19 protein-coding genes are annotated in these 21848 nt (G+C 72.5%); 8 read left to right on the forward strand and 11 right to left on the reverse strand.

Features of this window, described 5'->3' with window-relative positions; translation table 11 throughout:
* Nucleotides 1-4: 4 nt before the first annotated feature.
* Entirely contained in the window at nucleotides 5-751 is a 747-nt protein-coding gene (locus tag C2L59_RS11460) for a FadR/GntR family transcriptional regulator (RefSeq protein WP_233223418.1), read from the reverse strand.
* Nucleotides 752-824: 73 nt separating this feature from the next.
* On the opposite strand from C2L59_RS11460, the gene C2L59_RS11465 reads away from it, so the two are divergent.
* Nucleotides 825-1982, forward strand: a complete 1158-nt coding sequence (locus C2L59_RS11465; protein ID WP_103349505.1) for a mandelate racemase/muconate lactonizing enzyme family protein — start codon at nucleotides 825-827, stop codon at nucleotides 1980-1982.
* A 40-nt stretch (nucleotides 1983-2022) separates the two neighbouring features.
* Here the strand turns inward: C2L59_RS11465 and C2L59_RS50300 are convergent, their stop codons facing one another.
* From C2L59_RS50300 to C2L59_RS11510, 9 genes are all read right to left on the reverse strand, one after another.
* Nucleotides 2023-3384 carry a beta-1,3-glucanase family protein gene (locus C2L59_RS50300; RefSeq protein ID WP_103349506.1) on the reverse strand — a complete coding sequence of 454 codons (1362 nt, stop codon included), beginning with the start codon at nucleotides 3382-3384 and terminating at the stop codon, nucleotides 2023-2025.
* Between the two features lie 293 nt (nucleotides 3385-3677).
* Nucleotides 3678-5972 carry an FtsX-like permease family protein gene (locus tag C2L59_RS11475; RefSeq protein ID WP_103349507.1) on the reverse strand — a complete coding sequence of 765 codons (2295 nt, stop codon included), beginning with the start codon at nucleotides 5970-5972 and terminating at the stop codon, nucleotides 3678-3680.
* The gene (locus C2L59_RS11480) at nucleotides 5969-6652 is read right to left on the reverse strand and encodes an ABC transporter ATP-binding protein (RefSeq protein ID WP_103349508.1); all 684 of its coding nucleotides are present in this window, start codon (nucleotides 6650-6652) and stop codon (nucleotides 5969-5971) included. The genes C2L59_RS11475 and C2L59_RS11480 overlap by 4 nt, the downstream gene beginning before the upstream one ends.
* Nucleotides 6652-7173, reverse strand: a complete 522-nt coding sequence (locus tag C2L59_RS11485) for a PadR family transcriptional regulator (RefSeq protein ID WP_103349509.1) — start codon at nucleotides 7171-7173, stop codon at nucleotides 6652-6654. The genes C2L59_RS11480 and C2L59_RS11485 overlap by 1 nt, the downstream gene beginning before the upstream one ends.
* Before the next feature lie 114 nt (nucleotides 7174-7287).
* A complete protein-coding gene (locus C2L59_RS11490) occupies nucleotides 7288-8112 on the reverse strand; it encodes a class II fructose-bisphosphate aldolase (RefSeq protein ID WP_103349510.1) in 825 nt (274 codons plus the stop codon).
* Nucleotides 8109-9017: a 1-phosphofructokinase family hexose kinase gene (locus C2L59_RS11495; RefSeq protein ID WP_103349511.1), complete on the reverse strand. Its 909-nt coding sequence runs from the start codon at nucleotides 9015-9017 to the stop codon at nucleotides 8109-8111. The genes C2L59_RS11490 and C2L59_RS11495 overlap by 4 nt, the downstream gene beginning before the upstream one ends.
* Nucleotides 9014-9931 carry a DMT family transporter gene (locus C2L59_RS11500; protein WP_103349512.1) on the reverse strand — a complete coding sequence of 306 codons (918 nt, stop codon included), beginning with the start codon at nucleotides 9929-9931 and terminating at the stop codon, nucleotides 9014-9016. The genes C2L59_RS11495 and C2L59_RS11500 overlap by 4 nt, the downstream gene beginning before the upstream one ends.
* A 10-nt stretch (nucleotides 9932-9941) precedes the next feature.
* Nucleotides 9942-10898 carry an N-acetylglucosamine kinase gene (locus C2L59_RS11505; protein WP_103349513.1) on the reverse strand — a complete coding sequence of 319 codons (957 nt, stop codon included), beginning with the start codon at nucleotides 10896-10898 and terminating at the stop codon, nucleotides 9942-9944.
* 1 nt (nucleotide 10899) lies between these two features.
* A complete protein-coding gene (locus C2L59_RS11510; protein ID WP_103349514.1) occupies nucleotides 10900-12030 on the reverse strand; it encodes an SIS domain-containing protein in 1131 nt (376 codons plus the stop codon).
* A gap of 127 nt (nucleotides 12031-12157) precedes the next feature.
* Here C2L59_RS11510 and C2L59_RS11515 point away from each other — a divergent pair, with 127 nt between their 5' ends.
* The 6 genes from C2L59_RS11515 to C2L59_RS11540 all read left to right on the forward strand — a co-directional run bounded on the left by C2L59_RS11515 (nucleotide 12158) and on the right by C2L59_RS11540 (nucleotide 18517).
* Nucleotides 12158-12964, forward strand: a complete 807-nt coding sequence (locus C2L59_RS11515) for a DeoR/GlpR family DNA-binding transcription regulator (protein WP_103349515.1) — start codon at nucleotides 12158-12160, stop codon at nucleotides 12962-12964.
* A 90-nt stretch (nucleotides 12965-13054) separates the two neighbouring features.
* Nucleotides 13055-13870 (forward strand): endo alpha-1,4 polygalactosaminidase, encoded by an 816-nt coding sequence (locus C2L59_RS11520; protein WP_103349516.1) that lies wholly within the window; start codon nucleotides 13055-13057, stop codon nucleotides 13868-13870.
* 192 nt (nucleotides 13871-14062) lie between these two features.
* Nucleotides 14063-15328, forward strand: a complete 1266-nt coding sequence (locus tag C2L59_RS11525; RefSeq protein WP_199199016.1) for an ABC transporter substrate-binding protein — start codon at nucleotides 14063-14065, stop codon at nucleotides 15326-15328.
* A gap of 165 nt (nucleotides 15329-15493) precedes the next feature.
* Entirely contained in the window at nucleotides 15494-16315 is an 822-nt protein-coding gene (locus C2L59_RS11530) for a carbohydrate ABC transporter permease (protein ID WP_103349518.1), read from the forward strand.
* On the forward strand, nucleotides 16312-17184 hold the full coding sequence (locus C2L59_RS11535; protein WP_103349519.1) for a carbohydrate ABC transporter permease: 873 nt from the start codon (nucleotides 16312-16314) through the stop codon (nucleotides 17182-17184). The genes C2L59_RS11530 and C2L59_RS11535 overlap by 4 nt, the downstream gene beginning before the upstream one ends.
* A 25-nt stretch (nucleotides 17185-17209) precedes the next feature.
* A complete protein-coding gene (locus C2L59_RS11540) occupies nucleotides 17210-18517 on the forward strand; it encodes an alpha-glucosidase/alpha-galactosidase (RefSeq protein ID WP_103349520.1) in 1308 nt (435 codons plus the stop codon).
* Nucleotides 18518-18711: 194 nt separating this feature from the next.
* Here C2L59_RS11540 and C2L59_RS11545 read toward each other — a convergent pair whose 3' ends face one another.
* A complete protein-coding gene (locus C2L59_RS11545) occupies nucleotides 18712-18990 on the reverse strand; it encodes a hypothetical protein (RefSeq protein WP_146060316.1) in 279 nt (92 codons plus the stop codon).
* Between C2L59_RS11545 and C2L59_RS11550 the strand changes: the two genes are divergently transcribed.
* The gene (locus C2L59_RS11550) at nucleotides 18979-21723 is read left to right on the forward strand and encodes a Hint domain-containing protein (protein ID WP_146060317.1); all 2745 of its coding nucleotides are present in this window, start codon (nucleotides 18979-18981) and stop codon (nucleotides 21721-21723) included. The two genes, C2L59_RS11545 and C2L59_RS11550, sit on opposite strands and share 12 nt — an antisense overlap.
* The last annotated feature ends 125 nt before the right edge of the window (nucleotides 21724-21848 follow it).

A 21848-nucleotide genomic window follows, 5' to 3' on the forward strand; every position in this document is an offset into this window, starting at 1 on the left:
CGGGCTAACGCCGCCGGCCGGCCCGCTTGCTTCGCTGTTCCTTCTCCGAGAGGAGCGTGGAGAAGTTGTTGTTCAGGTGCCGGCGCATGGCCGCGCGGGCCGCTTCCGGATCGCGCGCCACGAGCGCCTCGTAGATCTCGGTGTGCTCGGCGGTGGCGCGGTGCAGCCCGGCCGGCGCCTCGTTGGTGACGCGCCGGCTGGCCGTGCCGAGCCAGCGCGCGGAGTACATGATCCGGTCCAGGATGCGGTTGTTCGCCGCCCGGCAGATCTCCATGTGGAATTCGTGGTCGACTTCGAGGTAGGCGTCGGGATCCGCCTCGAGCGCCGCCATCCGGTCGATCTCGTCCTTGAGCCGGCCGAGCGTTTCCCCGGTCGCGCCGGCCGCGGCCATCGCGGCCAGTTCGGGTTCGAGCAGCACCCGCGTCCGGTGCAGCTCCTGCAGGAGCTCGTCGACGATCTCCGTGGGCAGCCACTCGATCAGCAACGGGCTCAGGTAGTCCCATTCCGCGCGGGGGCGCACGACGACGCGGCGGCCCTGCGCGACGTCGACGATGTCGAGCGAGGCGAGGATCTTGAGCGTTTCCCGCGCCACGACGCGGGAGACGCCGAACTCCTGCGTGATCTCGAGTTCCGACGGCGCCCGGCCCTCGTCGATTTCGCCGCTGACGATCCGCCGGGTCAGGTGGGCGGCCACCTGCACCGGGAGGGTCCGGACCTTGACAGCGTCCGGAGACTCTTGTCTCCTTGGCATGTCATCAGCTTATCGGACAAGTTGGACGTCGCATTAGTCCGTTCATACGCACCACCCGGCGAACGGGAGAGCAATGCGGATCGTGAACGTCACGACGGCGGTGGTCGCCTACCACGGTCAGGCCACGCTGGTGCGGATCGACACCGACGAGGGCCTCAGCGGGTTCGGCGAGGCCAACCCCGACGCGGGCGCGGGCGCCGTCGTCGGGATGATCGGCGCCCTGACCCCCCTCCTGATCGGCGAGGACCCGCGCAACGTCGAGCGGTGCTGGGAGAAACTGCGGCGCAGCAACGTGTTCGCGGGCTCGCAGGGCGGGGTGTTCGTGATCGCCCTGTCCGGGATCGAACTCGCGCTGTGGGACCTCGCGGGCAAGGCCGCGGGCCAGCCGGTCCACCGCCTGCTCGGCGGCAAGTTCCGCGACCGCATCCGCCTCTACGCCGACTGCGGCGACGGCGACGATCCGGCGGGCTCGGTCGCCGGCTGCGTCGACCGGGCGCAGCGGATGGTCGCCGAGGGGTTCACCGCCTTGAAGTTCGACATCGACGACCTAGGCCACCCGGCCAAGTTCGACGCGTTCAACCACACGGTCAACACGGCCGAGCTGCGGTCGATGGTGGCGCGCGTGGCCGCCGTGCGGGAGGCGATCGGACCGGACCTCGACCTGGCCATCGACCTGCACGCCCGCTACGACGTGCCGAGCGCGTGCCGGATCTCGTGGGAGCTCGAGCCGTTCCGGCTGATGTGGCTGGAGGAGCCGCTGCCGGCGGAGAACGTCGACGCGCTGGTACGGGTGCGCGCGCAGACCCGGACCCCGATCTGCGCGGGGGAAAACCTGTACCTGCGCTGGGGATTCCGCGAGCTGCTCGAACGCGGGGCGGTGGACGTCATCGAGCCGGACGTGCCGAAGTGCGGCGGGCTGGCCGAGGCCAAGAAGATCGCCAACCTCGCGGAGCTGCACTACATCCCGTTCGCCCCGCACCTGGTGTCGACCCCGCTGGGCACGATGGCGACGTCACACCAGTGCGCGGCGATCCCCAACTTCTTCGTCCAGGAGTGGCACGCCTTGGAGGAACGAGCGGTGTGGGACAGCTACGTCCACGCCCCCGACGGAAGCGGCTCGATCGTGAAGGACGGCTACATCACGCTGCCGGACACACCCGGCATCGGGGTGGAGCTCGACATGGACGGCGTCCGGGCGCACGCGGTGGCGGGCTACGGGGTGTTCGAGTAGGGCGGCCCCGGTCGTCCGAACCGGAGCCGCCCCACGCCGGTCACCAGCCGACGGCGACCACCAGCCACTGCGGGTCTCCGTGGGAGACGAACGAGGACTGGCCGGCCACGTCGTCGTACGGGAAGCCGTACGCGAGGTGGTTGATGCCGTGGTCGTGCCAGAACTTCGCGTAGTAGTTCGCCGGGGCCGCCTGGTAGTAGCGCGCGGGATCCTGCCACTGGGACTGCGGCAGGTGGGCCGTGTGCCGGTTCAGGGCCGCGCACATGTCGGGGTTGCCGGCCAGTGAGCCCGCGCAGCCGGTGATGTTCGACGTGGGCTCGTTGACCCCCACCGACTGGGCGTAGGAGGTGAAGTAGTTCGCGTACTTGCCGCCGGCGCGGAAGTCCGGGGCGCTGCCCGGGGCCGGGATCCGGTACGGCGCGTTCACCGTCGCCAGGCCCTTGAACTCGGCCGGCACCTCGGCCTGGAACTTGGCGAACGTGGCCGAGCGGTCCTCCTGGAACGTCGGGTAGTCGTCGCCGACCTGCACGTCGTAGCCGTCGTGCGCGTGCAGCCGCATGGCCAGCTTCAGCGCGAACGCGTCGACCCGGGTGGTGTTGCCGTTGAACACGTCCGGGCCGACGGTGAACTCGATGAAGTCGGCGTACTGGCCGTTCGGCGTGCCGAGGTAGAAGTACATCCGCCCGGCCGAGTTCGCCGGCATGTCGATGTAGGGCTGCTCGGCGATCGAGTGGGTCTGGCCGCCGAAGTTCCAGTACACCTGGCTGTCCGGGTACTTGCCGTTGGTCCGGTTGAGCACCTTCACCGTGAGCACGTTCCGCGCGGCCGGGATGGTGCTCGTGTCACCCCAGAACGAGTCGGGCGGCGTGCCCGCGCCGGGCGGTGTCGTTCCGCCGCCGGTGCCGTAGACCTGGAACTCCCAGAGCGAGACGCCGTAGGGGGTGGCCCGCGCGGTCGTGGCCAACCGCACGTACCGGCCGGAACCGGTCACGTTCAGCGTCTGCGTGCCGCCGGTTCCCGTCGTCGTCTGGTACACAGTGGACCAGCTGGAACCGTTGGCGGACAACTGGATCTGGTAGGCCGTGGCGTAGGCGGCTTCCCAGCGCAGCACGACCTGGCTGACGGTGGCCGCGCCGCCCAGGTCGACCTGGAGCCACTGCGGGTCGCTGAACTGCGACGACCAGCGGGTGCCGGTGTTCCCGTCCACCGCGGCGGCCGCGGGGGTGCCGGCGTTCTCCACCGACGACGCGGTGGCGGCTTTCCCCTGGGAGATCAGCGTGTCGGCGGCGTTCGCCGACGGGACGGCGAAGCCGAGCGCGGCGACCGCGAGGGCCGTCGCCAAGGTCGTCAAGCGGGCGGCGGGTCCGCGGCGACGGCGCCGCGGCGGGGCGTTCGTGAACATGGTTCCTCCTGGCTGGGGACACGGGCGGACCCGCCGCCGGTCAGGCGACGACGGGGCCGGCTCGTCCCTGAGTGCCGGGCGGATGCCCTTGCGGGCCGGCGGGAACGATCGGTGAAAAGGTTCATACCACCGTGCCCGACCTGTCAACCCTTGACAGATCCGACCCTCCCGGCGGATCCTCGGAACCGGTTCCAGCTCGCACCTCTGCGTGGCGCCGCCACCCGCTCAGGGGCCGACTCACCAGGAGTCAGCCATGCCAACCCAGCTCGGCGGCCGCCGGGTGCCGCGCCGGCTCATTCCGAGCGCAACGTGTCCAACCGGGTCACCTGCCTCAGCAACGGCATCGTCAGCACGGTCACCAGCAGGACCGCCACCACCGTGGTCCCCGCCAGTGCGAGCAGCACCGGGACGTCGATGATCATCGGCCGGTCCGCCAGCCGCAGCATCGGCGCGGTCAGCCCGAGCCCCGCCGCGACCGCCAGCACCACGCCGACCACCACCGGGATCGCCGTCTGCCACAGCGCCCCGCGAGCCAGCACCCCGATCGGCACGCCGGCCGCGGACAGCGCGGCGAGAGGTCGCCGCCGTTCGCTGGTCTGCTCGATCGACAGCATCAGCAGGCTCATCGCGGCCACCGCCAGCACGAACAGCGACGCGGTGATCAGCACCGAGCGGAAGCTCCGCACCATCCGGTCGTCCTCGGCGCGGAAGTCGTCGAGGTAGTCGCTCTCGACGATGGTGGCGTTCCAGGCGAACGGCCGGAGGGCCCGCGCGACGTTGTCGGTCAGGGCCTGCGGATCGCCGGTGCCCGACACGTAGACCGCGACCGACGAGCCCGGGAGCGGGAGCCCGCCGAGCGCGCCCGGCGTGGCGAGCAGCCGTCCCTCGGACGTGGCCACCGGGCTGTCCTCCCGCACCACCTTGATGCCGGCGGGCAGCGTCCACTCCGGACCGTCCACCGCCCGGCCGTGGGAGAAGCTCTGCAGGTGCACCTGTCCCGCCGGCGCCGCCACCCCCGGCGACGACACGACGTAGAAGACGTCACCGTCGGCGCAGTCGCCGATGTTCGCCTCCACCCCGAGCGCCACGCAGTCGCCGACCACGCCGTAGCTCTCACCTGTCCCGGACCGGAACCCGATGGTCCGGGACAGGTGCGTCCCGGTCGCCCCGGGCACCGCCCCCGCCAGCCGGGTCACCTCCGCCTCGTGCGCGGTGTTCGTCATCACCCGCACCGGCGCCACGGCCACGCCGTCCGGGAGTGTCCAGTGCCGGCTGCCGGCGGAGAGCGAGGTGACCACCCCCTGGGTCAGGATCATGCCGGCCAGCACGACGACCAGGCCGGACACCACGCGGCTGGCCGTACCGCTGTCCAGCTGCAGCCGCCGGACCGCCAGCTGCCACGACGGCGACCCGCCGTTCAGCCGTGCCACCAGCCACTCGACCAGCCACGGCAGCAGCGTCGTGACACCCACCAGCAGGAACACGCTGCCCGCCGTGAGCACCAGCCCCGCGGTGGCGTCGCCGTCGCCCCGCTCGAAGGCCAGGGTCACGGCCAGCAGCAGCACCCCGATCGCGGTGATCGCCCAGCGCCACCACGTCCGCCGCCGCACCGGCTTGCCCTGACGGACCACGCCGAGCGGTTCCACGATCGTCCGGCGCAGCCCGAACAGCGCCGAGCCGACCGCGAGCCCGGGTACCAGCAGCACGATCACCACGACCAGCGGCCACGGCGGCACGAAGTCCTCCGGGAAGATCCGCAGGCCGAACGGCAGGATGTCCGCGACGAACGTGCGCAGCACGGCGAAGAACCCGATGCCCGCCGCGAGCCCGATACCCGCCCCGACCAGCGACTCCGCCGCCGCGACCCGCTTGACCTGCCGGGCGTCGAGCCCGATCAGCCGCAACGCGGCGAGCCGGCGTTCCCGCTGCGCCGCCCCCATCCGCGACGCGGTGGTCACGAAGATCAGCAGCGGCAGCAGCAGCACCGCCGCGATCGGCAGGACGAAGACCAGCACCGCCACCGGCTGCCCGGCTCCGGCGCCGGACCTGCCGAACGCGTAGACCACGTTGCCCTCGGTGCCTTCGGCCTGGATCTGCGCGGCGGTCACCCCGTAGTACGCGGTCAGATCGCCGGCGCCGGCAACGCCGTCCCGCGAGATCCGGCCGGCCACGTGTCCCGGCAGCTGGGCCTGCAGCGAACCGCCGCCGGCCGACGCCAGCCTCGCGGCCAGCTCCGGGGACACGAGCAGCTCGCCCGGCGCGGGCAGCCGGTCGACGCCCGGCGGCACCGGCGAGCCCGGGCCGGTCGCCGCGACCGCGGTGACCTTGACGAGGTCCTCGCCGATCGTCGGGAACCAGTTGTAGGTCAGCAGCGGCGCGACGCCCGCGCGCGGCTCGGTGACCGGCTTGATCGCCGCCGCCCGCTCCGCCTGCGCGCCGACCAGGTGCTGCACCGCCGCGGCGGGCAGCAGCACGGCGACCGCGAGCGCGATCCCGAACGCGGTCATCGCCAGGCGCAGCAGCGCCGCACCGGACATCCGGCCGCCCCCGACGGCCAGCCGGAGGCCCAGCGCCAGGTCCCGCATCATGCGGCCGGCTCCCGGTCCAGGGTGCGCCCGTCGAGCACCGTGACTTCGCGATCCGAGTAGGCGGCCACCCGCGGCTCGTGGGTCACCAGCACCACCGCGGCGTGCGACTCCCGCGCCGCCTGGGTGAGCAGCTGCATGACCTTCTCGCCGTTGAGCGAGTCGAGCGCACCGGTCGGTTCGTCGGCGAAGACCACTTTCGGTCCCGTCACCAGCGCCCGCGCCACCGCCACCCGCTGCGCCTGCCCGCCGGACACATCGCCGGGCCGGCGTTTCGCCAGCTCGCCGACCTCCAGCCGGGCGAGCCAGTCGGCCGCCCTGGCCTCGGCCTGCTTCCGCCGGGACCCGGTCAGCCGCAGCGGAAGGGCGACGTTTTCCAGGCACGACAGCTCGGGGACGAGCTGGCCGAACTGGAACACGAAGCCGAAGTCGGTGCGCCGCAGCGCACTGCGCCCCTTGTCGTCCATCCCGGCGAGGTCGGCACCGCGGTAGCTGATCGTGCCGGCGTCCGGCCGGATGATGCCGGCGAGGCAGTGCAGCAGCGTCGACTTCCCCGATCCGGACGAGCCCATGATCGCGAGCACCTCCCCCGCCGAGACGGACAGCCCCGCCCCGTCGAGCGCCCGCGTCGGGCCGAACGACTTGTGCAGTCCCCGGCCGACGAGCAACGGCGTTCCGGTCATCAGCGCACCGCCTTTCCGAGCTCGCCGAGGCGCGCGGCGGTGAGCTCCAGCCACCGCAGGTCCGCCTCGAGGTGGAAGAGCGCGTGATCGCAGATCAGCTGATCGGCGAGGTCGCCCCCGGTTTTGCGCCGGGTGAGGGCCCGCATCGCGTTCAGGTGCTCGCCGCGCTGGACCTCGAGCACGTCGGCGGCGCTGCGCCCGGACAGCAGAGCCAGCACCACCTTCGTGTAGAGCGTGTTCTGCAGGTACGGCTGCGGGCTTTCCGGCGTGCGCAGCCACGTCTCGACATCGGTGACCCCGGCGTCGGTGATCGTGTAGCGCTTGCGCTCCGGCCCTTCCCCGCTCTCGACGCCGGCGACCTCGACCATGCCGTGGCGGAGCAGCCGCGACAGCGTCGAATAGACCTGGCCGTAAGCCAGCGGGCGGTCCTGCCCGAACTGCTCGTCGTAGGCCCGTTTCAGGTCGTAACCGTGCCGCGGCCCGGCCTCGAGCAACCCGAGCAAGGTATGCGAAATCGACATCCCCTGATCCCTCCTCGACCCCGGCATCCCGGGGCTGAGGATCACTATACCAAAGGTGTATACGCAGGGTGTATACCACCGCGATATAGCAGGTTCGCGCAGGTCGGAGGGGTCCTACTTCGCGAGCAGGGTGAGCAGCCGGGCCACCTCGTCCCGGACCGCGTCCCGGCCGGGAGCCAGGTAGCGGCGAGGGTCCGTGACGGTCCCGTGCTCTCCGAGGGCCGAGCGCACCGAGGCCGTGAGCACCTGGTTCAGCCGCGTGCCGATGTTGACCTTGACGATGCCGCTCGCCACCGCCCCGCGCAGGCCCTCGTCCGGGACGCCGGAGGAGCCGTGCAGCACCAGCGGCACCGGGACGCTCCCGGCGAGCGCGGCGATCAGCGATTCGTCGAGCACCGCGCTGCGGTCGGCCATGGCGTGCGAGGAGCCGACGGCCACCGCGAGCGAGTCCACGCCCGTCGCCGCGACGAACTCGCGGGCCTCCGCCGGGTCCGTGCGGACACCGGGGGCGTGGGCGCCGTCCTTGCCGCCGATCTCGCCGAGCTCCGCCTCGACGCGGCACCCCGCCGCGTGGCAGCGTTCGACGACCGCCTTCGTCCGGGTCACGTTCTCGGCGTAGGGCAACGCCGCGGCGTCGAACATGACCGACGTGATGCCCAGGTCCAGGCCCTCCCGGATCAGCTCCTCGTCCTCGATGTGGTCGAGGTGGACCAGGACGGGCACGGTCGCGGTCTCGGCCAGCCGCAGGCAGGCGAGCGCGAACGGCGCGAGCGAACCGTGGTAGCGGACGGCGTTCTGCGAGATCTGCAGGACCACCGGGAGCCCGCAGAGCTCCGCGCCGGCCACGACGGCCTCGGCGTGCTCGATCAGGATCGCGTTGAACGCCCCGATCGCGCGCCGCTGCGCGCGCAGGTCGTCCAGCAAGGCAGCCCAGTTCATCGGATCCTTTCCACCTTCACGTCACGAATCCACCGGTCCCTGGCCGCGACGTCGATCTCGCCGGCGACCGGCCGCAGCACCGCGGCAGCCGACGTGGCGACGACGTCCGCGAGCGCGGCCGGCCAGTCCACTTCGGGCGCCGTCAGGTGCATGGCCAGCGCCGCGGCACCCGCGTCTCCGGCCCCGGCCGAATTGCCGGTGACGACTTCGGCGGGCCGGGCGCGCCAGCTGCCCTGGGCGGTGACGGCGATCGCACCCTCGGCGCCCAAGGTGGCCACCACCGCGGGTGCTCCCGCGGCCACGAGGTCCGGACCGGCGTCGGACCCGGCCAGCTCCGCCAGCTCGTCCTCGTTCGGCATCAGCACCGCGCCGCTCGCGGCGGCCTCGCGGAGGGCGGCGCCGGAGACGTCGGCGATGACCGGCACGCCCTGCCGGACGCACAGCCGGGCCAGCTTCGCCGGGACGTCGGCCTCCAGCCCCTCGGGCACGCTGCCGGAGATCACGACGGCACCGGCCGGCAGCTCGGCGCGAAGAGCGGCGAAGATATCGTCTTCCGCCGTCTCGCCGGCCGGAAAACCGTTCTCCTGCAGCATCGTCGTCCCGTCGGCCGGAGTCACCACCGCCACGGTGCGCCGCACCGCGGGCAGGGCCGGGACGAGCCGGTGCGCGAGGCCCAGCTCCGCCAGCCCGGTCCGGAACTCGTCGGGTGCCCGGGTCGTCGTCAGCGCCAGCACGAGGCTCTCGCCACCCAGTGCGCGAACCACCGCGGCGACGTTGACGCCCTTGCCGCCGGCGCGGGACCGGACGTCCGGGACCCGGGTGGTCCCGCCCGGGCGCAGCGCGTCCACCCGGTAGGTCACGTCGACGGCGGGGTTGAGGGTGACCGTGATGATCCGGCGGTTCACGGCGCCGCGCTGTCCAGGACCGGTTCGGCGGTCCGTTCCGCGCGGTACACCATCAGGGTCGAGCCGGCCAGCGCCAGCACGATGCCCGCGAGCTGGAAGCCGGTGGGTGCGGCGCCGAAGAACAACAGCGACAGGACGATGGTCAACACGGGCGCGAGCGCGTTGGTCACCGGCGCCACGATCGACGCCTTGCCGCGGCTCATCGCCATCACGAGGAACAGCGCGCCGACCGCGTTGAGCAGCTGGGTGCCCGCGGTGAGCGCGGGCGCCTGCCACGGGAAGCCCAGCGGCAGCCCGCCCGTCATCAGCACGGCGACCGGGATCAGCAGCAGCCCGCTGACGGTCATCCAGCCGAACGTCGAAGCGTCGTCCACCCCGGCGAGCGCGGCCTTGCGCATGAAGAACGCCTGGACGCCCCACGCCACACAGACGAGAACGGCCAGCGCGAGGTAGAGCCAGCCGCTGGTCCCACTGTCCCCTGTGGACACCGAGAACAGGACGACGGCGACGAGCGCGAGCAGCACGCCGGCCCACGACCACCCGCCGAGCCGTTCCCGCAACGCGACGAACGCCAGCAGCACCGTGACCGCGGGCGAAAGCGCGACGATCGGGAAGATCACGTAGGCCGGGCCGATCGTGAGGGCCTTGAACAGCAGCAGCTGCCCACCGGCACCGGTGAGCCCGATCGCCAGCCCGTACCCGGCGGCGACCCGGCCGCGGTCGAACTTCCTGCCGCGCAGGGAGAACCACGCGGGCACGAGCATGGTGAGCGCCCAGACGACGTACACCATTGGGTCGGGGTAGGCGTACAGTTTCGTGGGCAGGCTGGAAATGGCGCCCCACACACCCCAGAACACCACCAGCAGCCCCGCGTACGGGATCCACCCGCGGGTGGGCACACCTGATCCGGTCATCTCGGGCTCCTCAGTGCGGCAGGGACGCGGTCGAGTGGACTTGCTCGGCCCGCAACGGGTGTCCGTGCAGGCGCGCCGCGTAGAGCGCGGCACCGATGTGCGGTTCCAGCAGCGGTTCGCGCAGGTCGTACGCCAGGGCGAGCGCGTCGCGGAACGACGCCAGCACGTGCGCCGACCCGAACACGCCGCCGGAGTACGACAGCGGAACCCGTTGTGCGGTCTCGAACCCGAGCGCGGACCGGCCGACGTCCACGAGCAGCGCGAGCTCCCGCCCGGCTTCCCGCAGCACCCCGGTCGCGACCGCGTCGCCGGCCTCGGCGGCCCGGGTCACGACCTTGCTCAGGCCCGCGATCCGGCCGCGGTCGCCGTGCCACCGGTTCACGACGACGTCGATCGCGTCGAAGTCGACGGTGAGGCCGAGCGCCGCACGCAGCTCTTCGACGAGCGGCCCGGCGGGCAGCCGCCCGTCCACCATGCGGCTGAAGGCGTTCAGGCCCTGGATCGCAACCCAGTAGCCGGAGCCTTCGTCGCCGAAGAGCTCGCTCCAGCCTCCCCCGCGCCACTGCCTGCCGTCGTGTTCGCCGTACGCGATCGAGCCGGTGCCGGCGACGACGTTGATGCCGTCGATCGCCCCCAGCGATCCGGCCCAGCCGCAGATCATGTCGTTGCCGCAGCGGTAGTTCCGCGTCCCGAGGACCCGGGCGGGGACCGCGTCCAGCACCGGCACGTCGGCACTGATCTCCCCGTAGGCAGGCAGGCCGAAGAAGGCGTAGGTGATGTCCGAAACCGGAATGCCCGCCGCCTCGCACACTTCGCCGATCCCCTGACGCAGCAGGGGTTCCACGATCTGCATGCCTTCCATCAGGTAGTACACGCTCGCGGTCCGGGCCTCCGCGACGACCCGGCCGCCGGGATCGATCAGGCAGAACGCCGTCTTCGTCCCGCCGCCGTCGACACCGAGGAACATTTCAGCTCACCTCCGGCGCGGCGAAGCCGTGGATGACCACGCCCTGCACGACGCGGTTCACCTCCCCGTCGGGGAACGGGTTGTCCGGGGCCACGCCCAGCGCGAGCGAGCAGGCGAGCGCCGTGGTCTGCGCCGCGATGACGGCCAGTAACGCGTACCCGGCGAGGGGAAGGCCGGGGGGCGAGGGCACCGGCCACGTTCGTGCGCCGCCGAACTCGCCGGGATCGTCCCCGCCCACCACGACCACCCGCTCCGCGCCGAGGGACTGCACCAGCTCGCGCGCGATGTCGCCGTCGTAGCGCCGCGCGTGCGGATCGGTGGACCGGAAGACCACGGCGATGGTGCGTTCGTCGAGCACCGACTTCGGCCCGTGCCGGAAGCCCAGCGCGGAATCGGCGAGGCCGACCACCTCGCCCCGGGTCAGTTCGAGGCACTTGAGCGCGGCCTCCCGCGCGAGCCCGCGAAGCGGCCCGGAACCGAGGAACACCAGCCGGGCCGGCTTGGCGCCGGAAATCGCCGTCGCGTGTTCCGCGGCGCCGCCGAGCACAGTGGACCCCGCGTGCGCCAGCGCCTCGACGTCGACCTCCACGCCGAAGGCGAGCAGGGCCGCCAGTGCCATCCCGGTGAACGACGACGTCATCGCGAACCCGCGGTCGTTGACCTCGTCCGGCAGGGCCAGCACGACCGCGTTCCCGGCGCCGGACCACCGCCGCGCGAGCTGTCCTTCCGGGTCGCACGTGATCACCAGGTGCCGCAGCCCGGGCGTCAGCTCGTTCAGCAGGTCCGCCGCCGCGACGGACTCGGGGCTGTTTCCACTGCGCGCGAACGACACCAGGAGGGTCGGCCGGTCGTCCACGACCACGGCGAGCGGGTCGGCCACGATCTCCGTGGTCGCGATGGCCTCGACCGGCCGGCCGAGGTGGCGCGCGAGATCGCGGGCCACGACCTCGCCGATGAACGCCGAAGTCCCCGCACCGGTGAGCACGATCCGCCGGCCGGGCCGCCCGACCAGCTTTTCGATGTCCGGCCGGGCCCGCCGCACCGCCTCCGCCACCCGGGTCCAGGTGGCGGGCTGCTGCTCGATCTCCCGCGCGGTCCGGCTGTCGCCGGACCACCGCCCGCTGCTGTGCATAGGTGCTGCCTCCGAATTTCCGGGACGTACTCCCGGAGGTTCACCCGCTGCCGCACGAGCGGGCAAGGCCCGGTGGCCAAGTGCGCATCCGGAGTGAGCGTTTCGCCGGCTGTCGTAAGCTCGGCCCATGTCCACGCGGAAGCGGCGCACCACCCGGGCCGAACGGCTCTCGGAGCTGCTGCGCGTGCTCGCGGACACCGGCGAGCTGCACGTGGGCGAGCTCAGCGCCCGGCTCGGCGTCTCCCCCGCCACGCTCCGGCGCGATCTGGCCAAACTGGAGGAACAGCGCCTGCTGACCCGCACCCACGGCGGCGCGCGGCCCCGCGGGCGCACCAACGAAGTGCCGCCGCCCTACCGGGAAGGCCGGTCCCGGGACGCCAAACGCGCCATCGTGCGCGCGGCGATCCGCACGCTGCCGGCCGGGCCGCACGTGATCGCGCTGACCGGCGGCTCCACCACGAGCGAGCTCGCCAAGGAACTGCCCGGCCGCGCGGACCTGACGGTGGTCACGAACGCGTTGAACATCGCCATGGACCTGGCCCTGCACCCGCGGCTGAAGCTGGTCGTCGTCGGCGGTGTCGCCCGGCCCCAGTCCTACGAGCTGGTCGGCCCCTGGGCCGAGCACGTGCTGGCCTCGATCAGCGTCGGCACCGCGTTCGTCGGCGTGGACGGCATCGACGCGACGGCGGGCATCACCACCCACGACGAGAACGAGGCCCGGACCAACCGCGCCATGCTCGGCCGCGCCCAGCGGGTGGTCGTGCTGGCCGACGGCAGCAAGCTCGGCCGGACCACCCTCGCCCGCATGGGTGAAATCGAAGACGTCCACGAGGTCATCACCGACTCCTCGGCCGCGCCCGGCGCGGTCGCGGCGATCCGCCGGGCCGGAGTCCGGGTCACCGTCGTCGAGGTCGCCGCCGCCGTCGAGCGGTGAAACGCGCATCGCGAATGCGCGTTTCGTTGACCGCGGTGGCCGTCCTGCCTACCTTTCGCCGACAACAGCCCCGACGATGATGGAGCCCGGATGAAGCGTTCTCTCCCCATCCACGGCAAGCGGTTGGCTTCTTTCACGGCGGCGGGCGCGCTGGCCGTCGGCACCCTGGCCGCGGTCGCCGCGCCGGCCTCGGCGGCGGTCACCCTGCCCCCGCAGGCCGCCGGGTTCGACTACCAGATCGGCGGCGCCTATACCCCGCCGTCGGGCGTGCAGATCGTCAGCCGCGACGTCTCCGCGGCCCCGGCGAGCGGCAAGTACAACATCTGCTACCTCAACGCTTTCCAGGCCCAGAAGGGCGCGGACGGCGAGTGGCCGAGCGACCTGCTGCTCCGCGACGCGAACGGCACCAAGGTCGTCGACCCGGACTGGCAGGAAACCCTGCTCGACCTGCGGACCGCCGACAAGCGCGCCCGGGTCGCCGCCCAGGTCGGGAGCTGGATCGACACCTGCGCGTCGAAGGGGTACCAGGCGATCGAGCCGGACAACTACGACAGCTACAGCCGGTCCAGGAACCTGCTCACCACCACACACGCGCAGGAGTACATCAAGCTCCTGTCCGCCCGCGCCCACGGCAAGAACCTGGCCATCGCGCAGAAGAACACGCCCGAGCTGGCCGGCAACCGGGTCGCCAACGGCCTCGACTTCGCCGTCACCGAAGAATGCGGCGAGTACGAGGAGTGCGCCGACTACGCCGGCCCCTTCGACAACCGGGTCGTCGACGTCGAGTACACCGCTTCGGGGATGAGCAAGGGCTGCCCGGAGTGGAAGACCAAGATCAGCATGGTCCGCCGTGACCTGTACGTGGTGCCCCAGGGCACGAGCGGGTACGTCCGCAAGACCTGTTGACACAGCCGAACGCGCTCGCTTTACTGCTGTCCACGTCGGGCTCACCGACGTCAGAGGTACGCCCAGCCGGTATGTCGGTTCCACCGCGAGCCCGGACCGAGTCGCCAGGACCCCGTGGTCCGAGGCGGGGTCGTGCCCACCATCATCCGGAGTCGTGATGATGACTTTTCCGTTACCCGGCAAGACAAGCTGATGGACCGCCGCGGATTCCTGCGCGGCGCCGGCGGTCTGGCCCTCGGCGCCGCCCTCGCCGGCTGCGGCCCGGCGCGGGCCACCGGGGGCCCGGTCACGGTCGAGGTCTGGCACGGCCAGACCGACACCGGCAAGAAGGTCCTGGACGAACTCGTCGCGGACTTCCACCGCACGCACCCCGGGATCCGGATCGACCTCGGCGGCGGCGTCCTCGCCGACGCGATGCTCCAGAAGATCACCGCGGCGCTGGCGTCGGGGTCGTTCCCGGACATCGCCTACGTCTTCGGTTCGGACCTCGCCAGCGTGGCCCGCAGCCCCAGCGTCGTCGACGTCACCGGCCTCGTCGACGCCGGCCCCGGATTCCGGGCGCCGGCCCGGGAAGCGGTCACCGTCAACGGCCGCGTCCGCGCGGTCCCGGCGCTGCTCGACTCCCTGGCCGTGGTGTGCAACAAGGAACTGTTCGCCGGCGCCGGGCTCCCGCTGCCCGCGGCGGGCTGGACGTGGGCCGACTTCGTCGGCACCGCGAAGAAGCTCACCGACGCGGGCAACGGCACCTTCGGCACCGCCTGGCCCGCCACCGGCGACGAGGACACGGTGTGGCGGCTGTGGCCGATGGTGTGGGATCTCGGCGGCGACGTCATCGGCGCGGGCGGGCGCGGCATCGGGTTCGCCGGCCAGGGTGTCCGCGCCCTGGAGGCGGTTCGCGACCTCGCCGCGGCGCACGCGGTCTACCTCGACCCGAAGACCGGCAGCGAGCAGATGTACCAGGCGTTCGAGGCCGGGCACATCGGCATGGTCCCGACCGGGCCGTGGCAGCTGCCCGACATCGCCGACGCCGGGATCGACTACGCGGTCGTGCCACTGCCGAGCTTCAGCGGCCGCCCGGTCACCATCTCCGGCCCGGACACCTGGACCCTGTTCGACAACGGCGAAGACCGCGTGGCGGCGGCCCGTACTTTCCTGTCCTGGCTGGCGGATCCGGCCCAGGACGTCCGCTGGGACGACGGCGCGGGCAGCCTCCCGCTGAGCCACCGGACGCAGCAACTGCCCGCGTGGCAGGAGAAAACCGCCGCGACCCCGGGCCTGCCGGTCTTCGTCGACGCGCTGGAGAACGCCCGCGTCCGCCCGGTGCACCCGGCCTACCCCCAGGTGTCGGCGGCGCTCGGCACCGCGATCGTCTCCGTGCTGCTCGGCCGGGCAACGCCGGCCGACGCCATGCGCGACTGCGCCGCGGCCGCGAACGCCGCCCTGATCATTCCGCGATAGGGAGCCGCCATGCCCGGACTGCCCCGGCCCATCACCGTGCCAAGCCGAGGTTCCACCTCGGGCCGGGGGCTCCGCCACCCGGAACCCCCGAAAAGCTCAGTCACCCCCGCCCACCGCAGGCGACGCAGCGAAACCACGGCCGCGTGGGCCTACGTCTCCCCCGCCGTGCTCATCATCCTCGGCCTCGGCGTGGTGCCCGTGGCCTGGTCGCTCGTGCTGTCCTTCCAGGCCGACGACCTGGTGACCCCGAGCCGCTGGGTGGGCCCGGACAACTACGCCGCCCTCGCCCAGGACCCGCACTTCGCCCAGGCGGTCGGCAACACCGTGCTGTACACGGCGTTATACGTTCCGCTCAGCATTCTGTTCGGGTTCCTGGTGGCGCAGGCGCTGAACCGGCGCATCCGGCTGGCCGGCGTCTACCGGACGCTCGTGTTCGTCCCGTTCGTGCTGTCGGCGACGGCCCAGGGCGTGCTGTTCTCGTTCATCCTCGACCCGCAGTTCGGCGCGGCCAACTCGCTGCTGCACCACCTCGGCGTGTCGCCGCAGGGTTTCCTGACCGACCCGGCGCAGGCGCTGCTGGTGCTGGTCGGCATCACGTTGTGGAGCGGCACCGGGTTCTGCGTGGTGGTGTACCTGGCCGCGCTGCAGGACGTCCCGCCGTCGCTGGTCGAGGCCGCGCGGCTGGACGGCGCCGGGACGTGGCGCGTGCTCCGGCACGTGACGCTGCCCGCGGTCACCCCCGTGACGGCGTTTCTCGTGGTGTGGCAGCTGATCACGTCGCTGCAGGTGTTCGACCTGGTGTACGTGACGACCAAGGGCGGCCCGCTCGGCTCGACCACGGTCATCGTCTACTTCGTGTGGGAGCAGGCGTTCAAGAACTTCACCGCCGGCTACGGCGCGGCTTCAGCCTACGTGCTCGCGCTGGCCCTGCTGGTCGTCGTGATCGCCGTCCGCCTGCTGCGGCGGCCCGGGAAGGCGCTGCGATGACGGCCCGGCTGGAGGCGCCCGCGACCCGCGCCGCGCTGCCCGTGCTGCGCCGCCCGCGGTTGCCGTTCAATCCCTGGCACCTGCTGCTCGTGCCGCTCGCCCTGGTGTTCGCGGCGCCGCTGGTGTGGCTGCTGCTCAGCTCGGTGATGAGCAACGCCGAGATCAACCGGTTCCCGCCCGCCCTGTGGCCGTCCCATGTGGACTTTTCGGGGTACCGCTATGTCCTCGACAACGCGCTTTTCCTGCGCTGGTTCACCAATTCGCTGATCGTCTCGGCGGTGACCGTCGTGTCGAACCTGCTGTTCGGCACGCTCGCCGGGTACGCGTTCGCGCGGATGCGGTTCACCGGCTCGCGGGCGCTGCTCGCGCTGATGGTCGCGACGATGGCGATCCCGTTCCAGCTCACCATGATCCCGACGTTCCTGGTGATGAAGCGGCTCGGCCTGATCGACACCCTCGGCGCGCTGATCGTGCCGTCGCTGGTGACGCCGTTCGCGGTGTTCCTGCTGCGCCAGTTCTTCCTGTCCCTGCCCCGGGAACTCGAGGAGGCGGCGTGGATCGACGGCTGCTCGCGGTTGCGCGTGCTGTTCACCATCGTGCTCCCGCTGTCGCGGCCCGCGCTGAGCACGGTGGCCGTGCTGACGTTCCTCAGCACGTGGAACGACCTCACCTGGCCGCTGATCGCGGTCAACCACGACACGACCTACACGTTGCCGCTGGGGCTCACGACGTTCCAGGGCCAGCACCACACGAACTGGGCCGCGGTGATGGCGGGCAACGTCATCACCGTGCTGCCGGTGCTGCTGGCCTTCCTCGGCGCGCAGAAGACGTTCATCCAGTCGGTCACCTCCAGCGGGCTCAAGGGCTGACCCGCTTACCCCGGATCGGATTTCCATGACTGTCAAGATCACCTTCGTCGGCGCGGGCAGCGTCGTGTTCACCCAGGGCCTCCTGGCGGACCTGTTCGCCTACCCGGAGCTGGACGGCGTCCACGTCGCGCTGCACGACATCGACCCGGACCGGCTCGTGACCGCACTGGCCGCGGCCCACCGCATCGCGGACGTCCGGGGCGTCAAACCGGTGCTCACCGCCCACGCGGACCGCCGGGAGGCGTTGTCGGGCGCGGACTTCGTCGTGAACATGGTCCAGATCGGCATGGGGACGGCGACCCGCACCGACTTCGAGGTCCCGGAACGCCACGGCCTGCACCAGACCATCGGCGACACCCTCGGCATCGGCGGCATCTTCCGCGCCCTGCGCACCTTCCCCTTCCTGAAGGAACTCGGCCACGACATCGCCGACGTGTGCCCGGAGGCGTGGCTGCTCAACTACACGAACCCGATGGCGATGAACGTCCAGTACCTGACCGAGGCCACCGGCCTGACCAGGGTGGTCGGGCTGTGCCACTCGGTGTACTGGACGGTGCACGGGCTGGCGGCGCTGGTGGGCGTTCCGTTCGAGGAGGTCACCTACCTCGCGGCCGGCGTCAACCACCAGGCGTGGATCCTGCGGTTCGAGCACGCGGGCACGGACCTGTACCCCCGCCTGCACGAGCTGGCCGGGGCCGACCCCGAGCTTCGGCGCCGCGTCCGGTTCGACATGCTGCGCAGGCTCGGCTACTACCCGACGGAGACGAGCGAGCACTCGGCCGAGTACGTGCCGTGGTACCTGAAGCACGACACGGAAATCGACCGCCTGCGCCTCCCGATCGGCGCGTACCTCGGCATAGTCGCGGAGAACGAAGCCGAGTACGAGCAGACCCGCCGGGCCATCGCGGCCGGCGAGCCCCTGCCGGTCGAAGGCACGGGCGAGTACGCCCCGCAGATAGTCCACAGCCTGGTCACGGGCGCCCCCCGCACGGTGTACGGCAACGTGGTCAACCGCGGCCTGATCGAAAACCTCCCGTCCGGCGGCGTGGTGGAGGTCCCCTGCCTCGCGGACGCCACGGGCATCCGCCCCACCCGCATCGGCGCACTACCACCCCAGCTGGCGGCCCTGAACCGGACGTACCTGAGCGTGAACGACCTGGTCGTGCGCGCAGCCACCGAGAACAACCCCCACCACATCCGCCACGCGGCCATGACCGACCCCGCGACGGCGGCAACGTTGCCGGTGGAGCAGATCTTCGAGCTGTGCGACGACCTGGTCCAGGCCCACGGCGATCGGCTGCAGCCGGGCCTGCGAGGGGTGCTCGGCTGCTGACCTGCGCAGGTACGGAAGTCTGCCCTCGACGCTGTCCGTACGGCCCTTCCGCGGATGTGGCCGGTTGCCGATGATGCACCTCGAGCGGGTGGAGGTGGCGCGGTCGTGGAACGCATACGCGAAGGGCAGGAGCCGCCCCGCCCGCGACCGGCGATCCGGCAGCCGGTTCGTTCGCCGGAGGGCCTCCTCGGGCTTCAGCAGACGGCCGGCAACGCAGCGGTGGCGAACGTCGTTTCCCAGCTCGGCTCGGAGCAGGCGGACGTTCCCGCCGCACCCGAGCGGGCCGCCCCGCTCGCGGCCGCGGCGACTGCCGAGCCGGAGCTCCCCGAGGTGCCCGTCGTGGAGGGCGAACCGGAGCCAATCCTGCTCGCCGAACCGGTCGCCAGGTCCAGGCGGTCGACCAGGCGTCCGCCGACGCGATCGCCGGGCTCGAAGCCACCGCCGGCGAGCGCCTGGACGCCGTGTCCCGCCACTTCGCGGTCCAGCAGGCACAGCTCGACGCCGGCCGGACCACCCACGCCGTCCAGGTCGCCGCCGCAACCGCCGAGCACCGCGCGCGGGTGGCCGGCACCTCGATGGCCGGGCGGCAGCGGATCGGCGCGGTGGCTGCCCAAGCGTCGGCGGAAGCCGGCGGCCGGGTGTCGGAGATGGCGGCCGAGGTCGATCACCACGCGGCCGGGCAGGCGGCCCGGACCGTGGCCGACGCCCCGGGCCACGCCGCGGCGGCTCGACCGGCGATCGCCACCTCCGACCCGGAAGTCGCGGGTCAGCAACGGAAAGTGGCCGACGCTGTTTCCGGCAAAGCTCGGACGGAGGTCGCCGCGGCCGCCGACCGTACGGCGGCGAAGGTCCGCGAACACGGCGCGCGGATGCGCACCGAGGTGTTCGGCCCGACCGCGGACCAGGCCCGGCAGCAGATCGGAGAGCTGGCCCGCGAGTCGGACCGGGCGGTGGGCGACGGCGCGTCGGTGGCATCCGGGGAGATCGCCGGTCTCGGCGCCCAGGCGACGCGTGCCGCGGCCGACGCCTACCGGAGAGCCACCGCCGCGCTCACCGCCGGACGGGAGACCGCACGCGGCGACCTGACCACGTGGGCGACGCGAGCGAAAGACCGCGTCACGACCATCGCGGGCCGGTTGCGCACCTCCGTCGAAAACCAGGGACGAGCCCTGGCCGCGACCCGGCGCCGCCCCCACCCGGCGACCCTCGACGCCCTCCGCACGGCCGGCGGCCAGGTCGCCGACGCGATCGGGGAGACCGGACGGACCTTGCGGGACGGGCTGGAGCAGCTCGCGGACTCGCACGGTGCGGCCGGCGCCGACGTCGGCGACCGGGTCCGTCAGGGCTTCACCGCCGCCGCGACCGCCGCCACGACGGCCGCGGGCCGCGCGGAGCAGGCGTTCGACCGGCACGCCGGGCAGATCGGCGCGGAAGCCGCCGCGGATCTCACCGCCGCCCCGGACCGCACCGCCGCCGCCCTCTCCCCCCACCGGCAGAAGGGCCTCGCCGACCTGTCGGGCGCGGTCGACGAAGCCGGGACGGAGCAGCGGTCGTGGGCTTCGGACGCGCGCGGCCGCGGCGAGGACGGCGCCGACCGGATCGCCTCGGAAGCGCGGAACCTGGCCACGACCGCACCGGCCCAGCGAATCTTCGACGAGGCCATCGCCTCCATGCGGTCGTGGCTGCGCGACAAGCTCGGCGACATCGCGGGCGGCATCGCCTCGGGCCTGGTCCTGTCCCTCCCGACGTTGCTCGTCGCGGGCGCGCTCCTGCTGGCGGGCCCGGTCGGCTGGGGCGTACTGGCGGCGCTGATCGTGGTCGGTGCCGGGCTGGGCATCTACTCGCGGTTCTCCGAATACGCCGCCGACCACGGCGGGCAGGGGCCGGGCTGGGGTGAGGGCACGCTGCTGGTCCTTCTCGGCGTCGCCGACATCACCGGTATCCCCTACCTGGTGGAGGCGGGTGTCGGACGGCGGGCGTTCGCACCCCGCCCGATGACGGAGTTCGAGCGCTGGGAGCGCGGTACCCAGGGCGTGGTCAACCTTGCGCTGGTGGTGGTCGGCGGCGGCAAGAAGGTGTTCGGGGCGGGTGAGCGGATCTCGGTACCGGCCGATCCGCACCCGCCCGCGACGGGTGGTGGCGGTGCCCACCCGGTCGTCGACCCGCACGGCCCCGCGCCCGACCCGCACGGACCCACGCCCGACCCGAACGCCGGACCGGCCCGGCCCCGCGACTGCTTCGTACCGGGCACGCCGGTCGCGACGCCGTCCGGCCCGGTGACGATCGAACGGCTCGCGGTGGACGACCTCGTGCTGACGCTCGACCCCGCCACCGGACGGCCCGGGGCCCATCCGGTGGCCGCGACGCTGCGCCGGACCGTCCCGGCGGTGCTGGAGGTATCGCTGGGAACGGCGTCGGTGTCGGTCAGCCCGGAGCACCCGTTCCGCGTCGCGGACGGCAGCTGGCGGCGCGCCGGCGACCTGGAACCCGGCACCCGGCTGGTCGGTCTGACCGGCGAAGTGGTGGTCGGGGAAGTCCGGCAACGTCCCGGCGACGCCCACGAAGTCGTGAACCTGACCGTCGCGGGCGCGCACACCTACCTGGTCTCCGACGCCCAAGTGCTGGTGCACAACAAAGGTGCGGCGTTCGACCCGGTCGCGGACCTGCGCACCCAGGTCGAGTCGCTGGTCAGCCGGGTCCGCCAGGCGCGGAAAGCGGCCGAAGCCCAGCCCGCGGACACCCCGGGCCGCACCGACCGGCTCAACCGGCTGCGGCAGCTCGAGAAGGCGACCGACCAGTTGCAGAAAGAATCCAACGGGCCGGATCCCGACGTGGCCGACCTCGGCGCCTGGGCCGACCAGCTCGACAACGACCTGCACCCGATCGAGCAGGACCTGCCCCCGGCTCCGGAGCCCGGGGAGCACCTCGCCTCGCAGCCGCTCACCGACGCGGGCGCGTTCGAGGCATTGCAGCAGCGGAGGCTGTGGACGCAGATCACCGAAGCCGACCCGGGCCGCCGCTGGTCGGCCCGGCTCGCCGAAAACATGACGTCGGACGTGGCGGGTCAGACCAAGCACAAGCTCCTCGTCACCGGACGCAAAGCCGGCGCCCCGCCGGTGGAGATCGAGGTGTCGGTCATCTACGACCGCACGACCGGCCGGTTCGAGGACATGCACCTGTCCAGCGGAGCGTCCAGCCGTCAGTGATCCGGTGCGCGCCGCGCGCCGGCCGGCGCCCGCCCGGAGGTAGCCGATCGGCTACCTCCGGCGCGCGGTCCTTCCGGCGTTCCGGCGGGTCTTCCCGGGTCTCGCCGGGCGCTCCTAGGGTGGCC

Origin of the sequence: Amycolatopsis sp. CA-128772, from assembly GCF_002904295.1 — a bacterium.
GTDB lineage: Bacteria > Actinomycetota > Actinomycetes > Mycobacteriales > Pseudonocardiaceae > Amycolatopsis.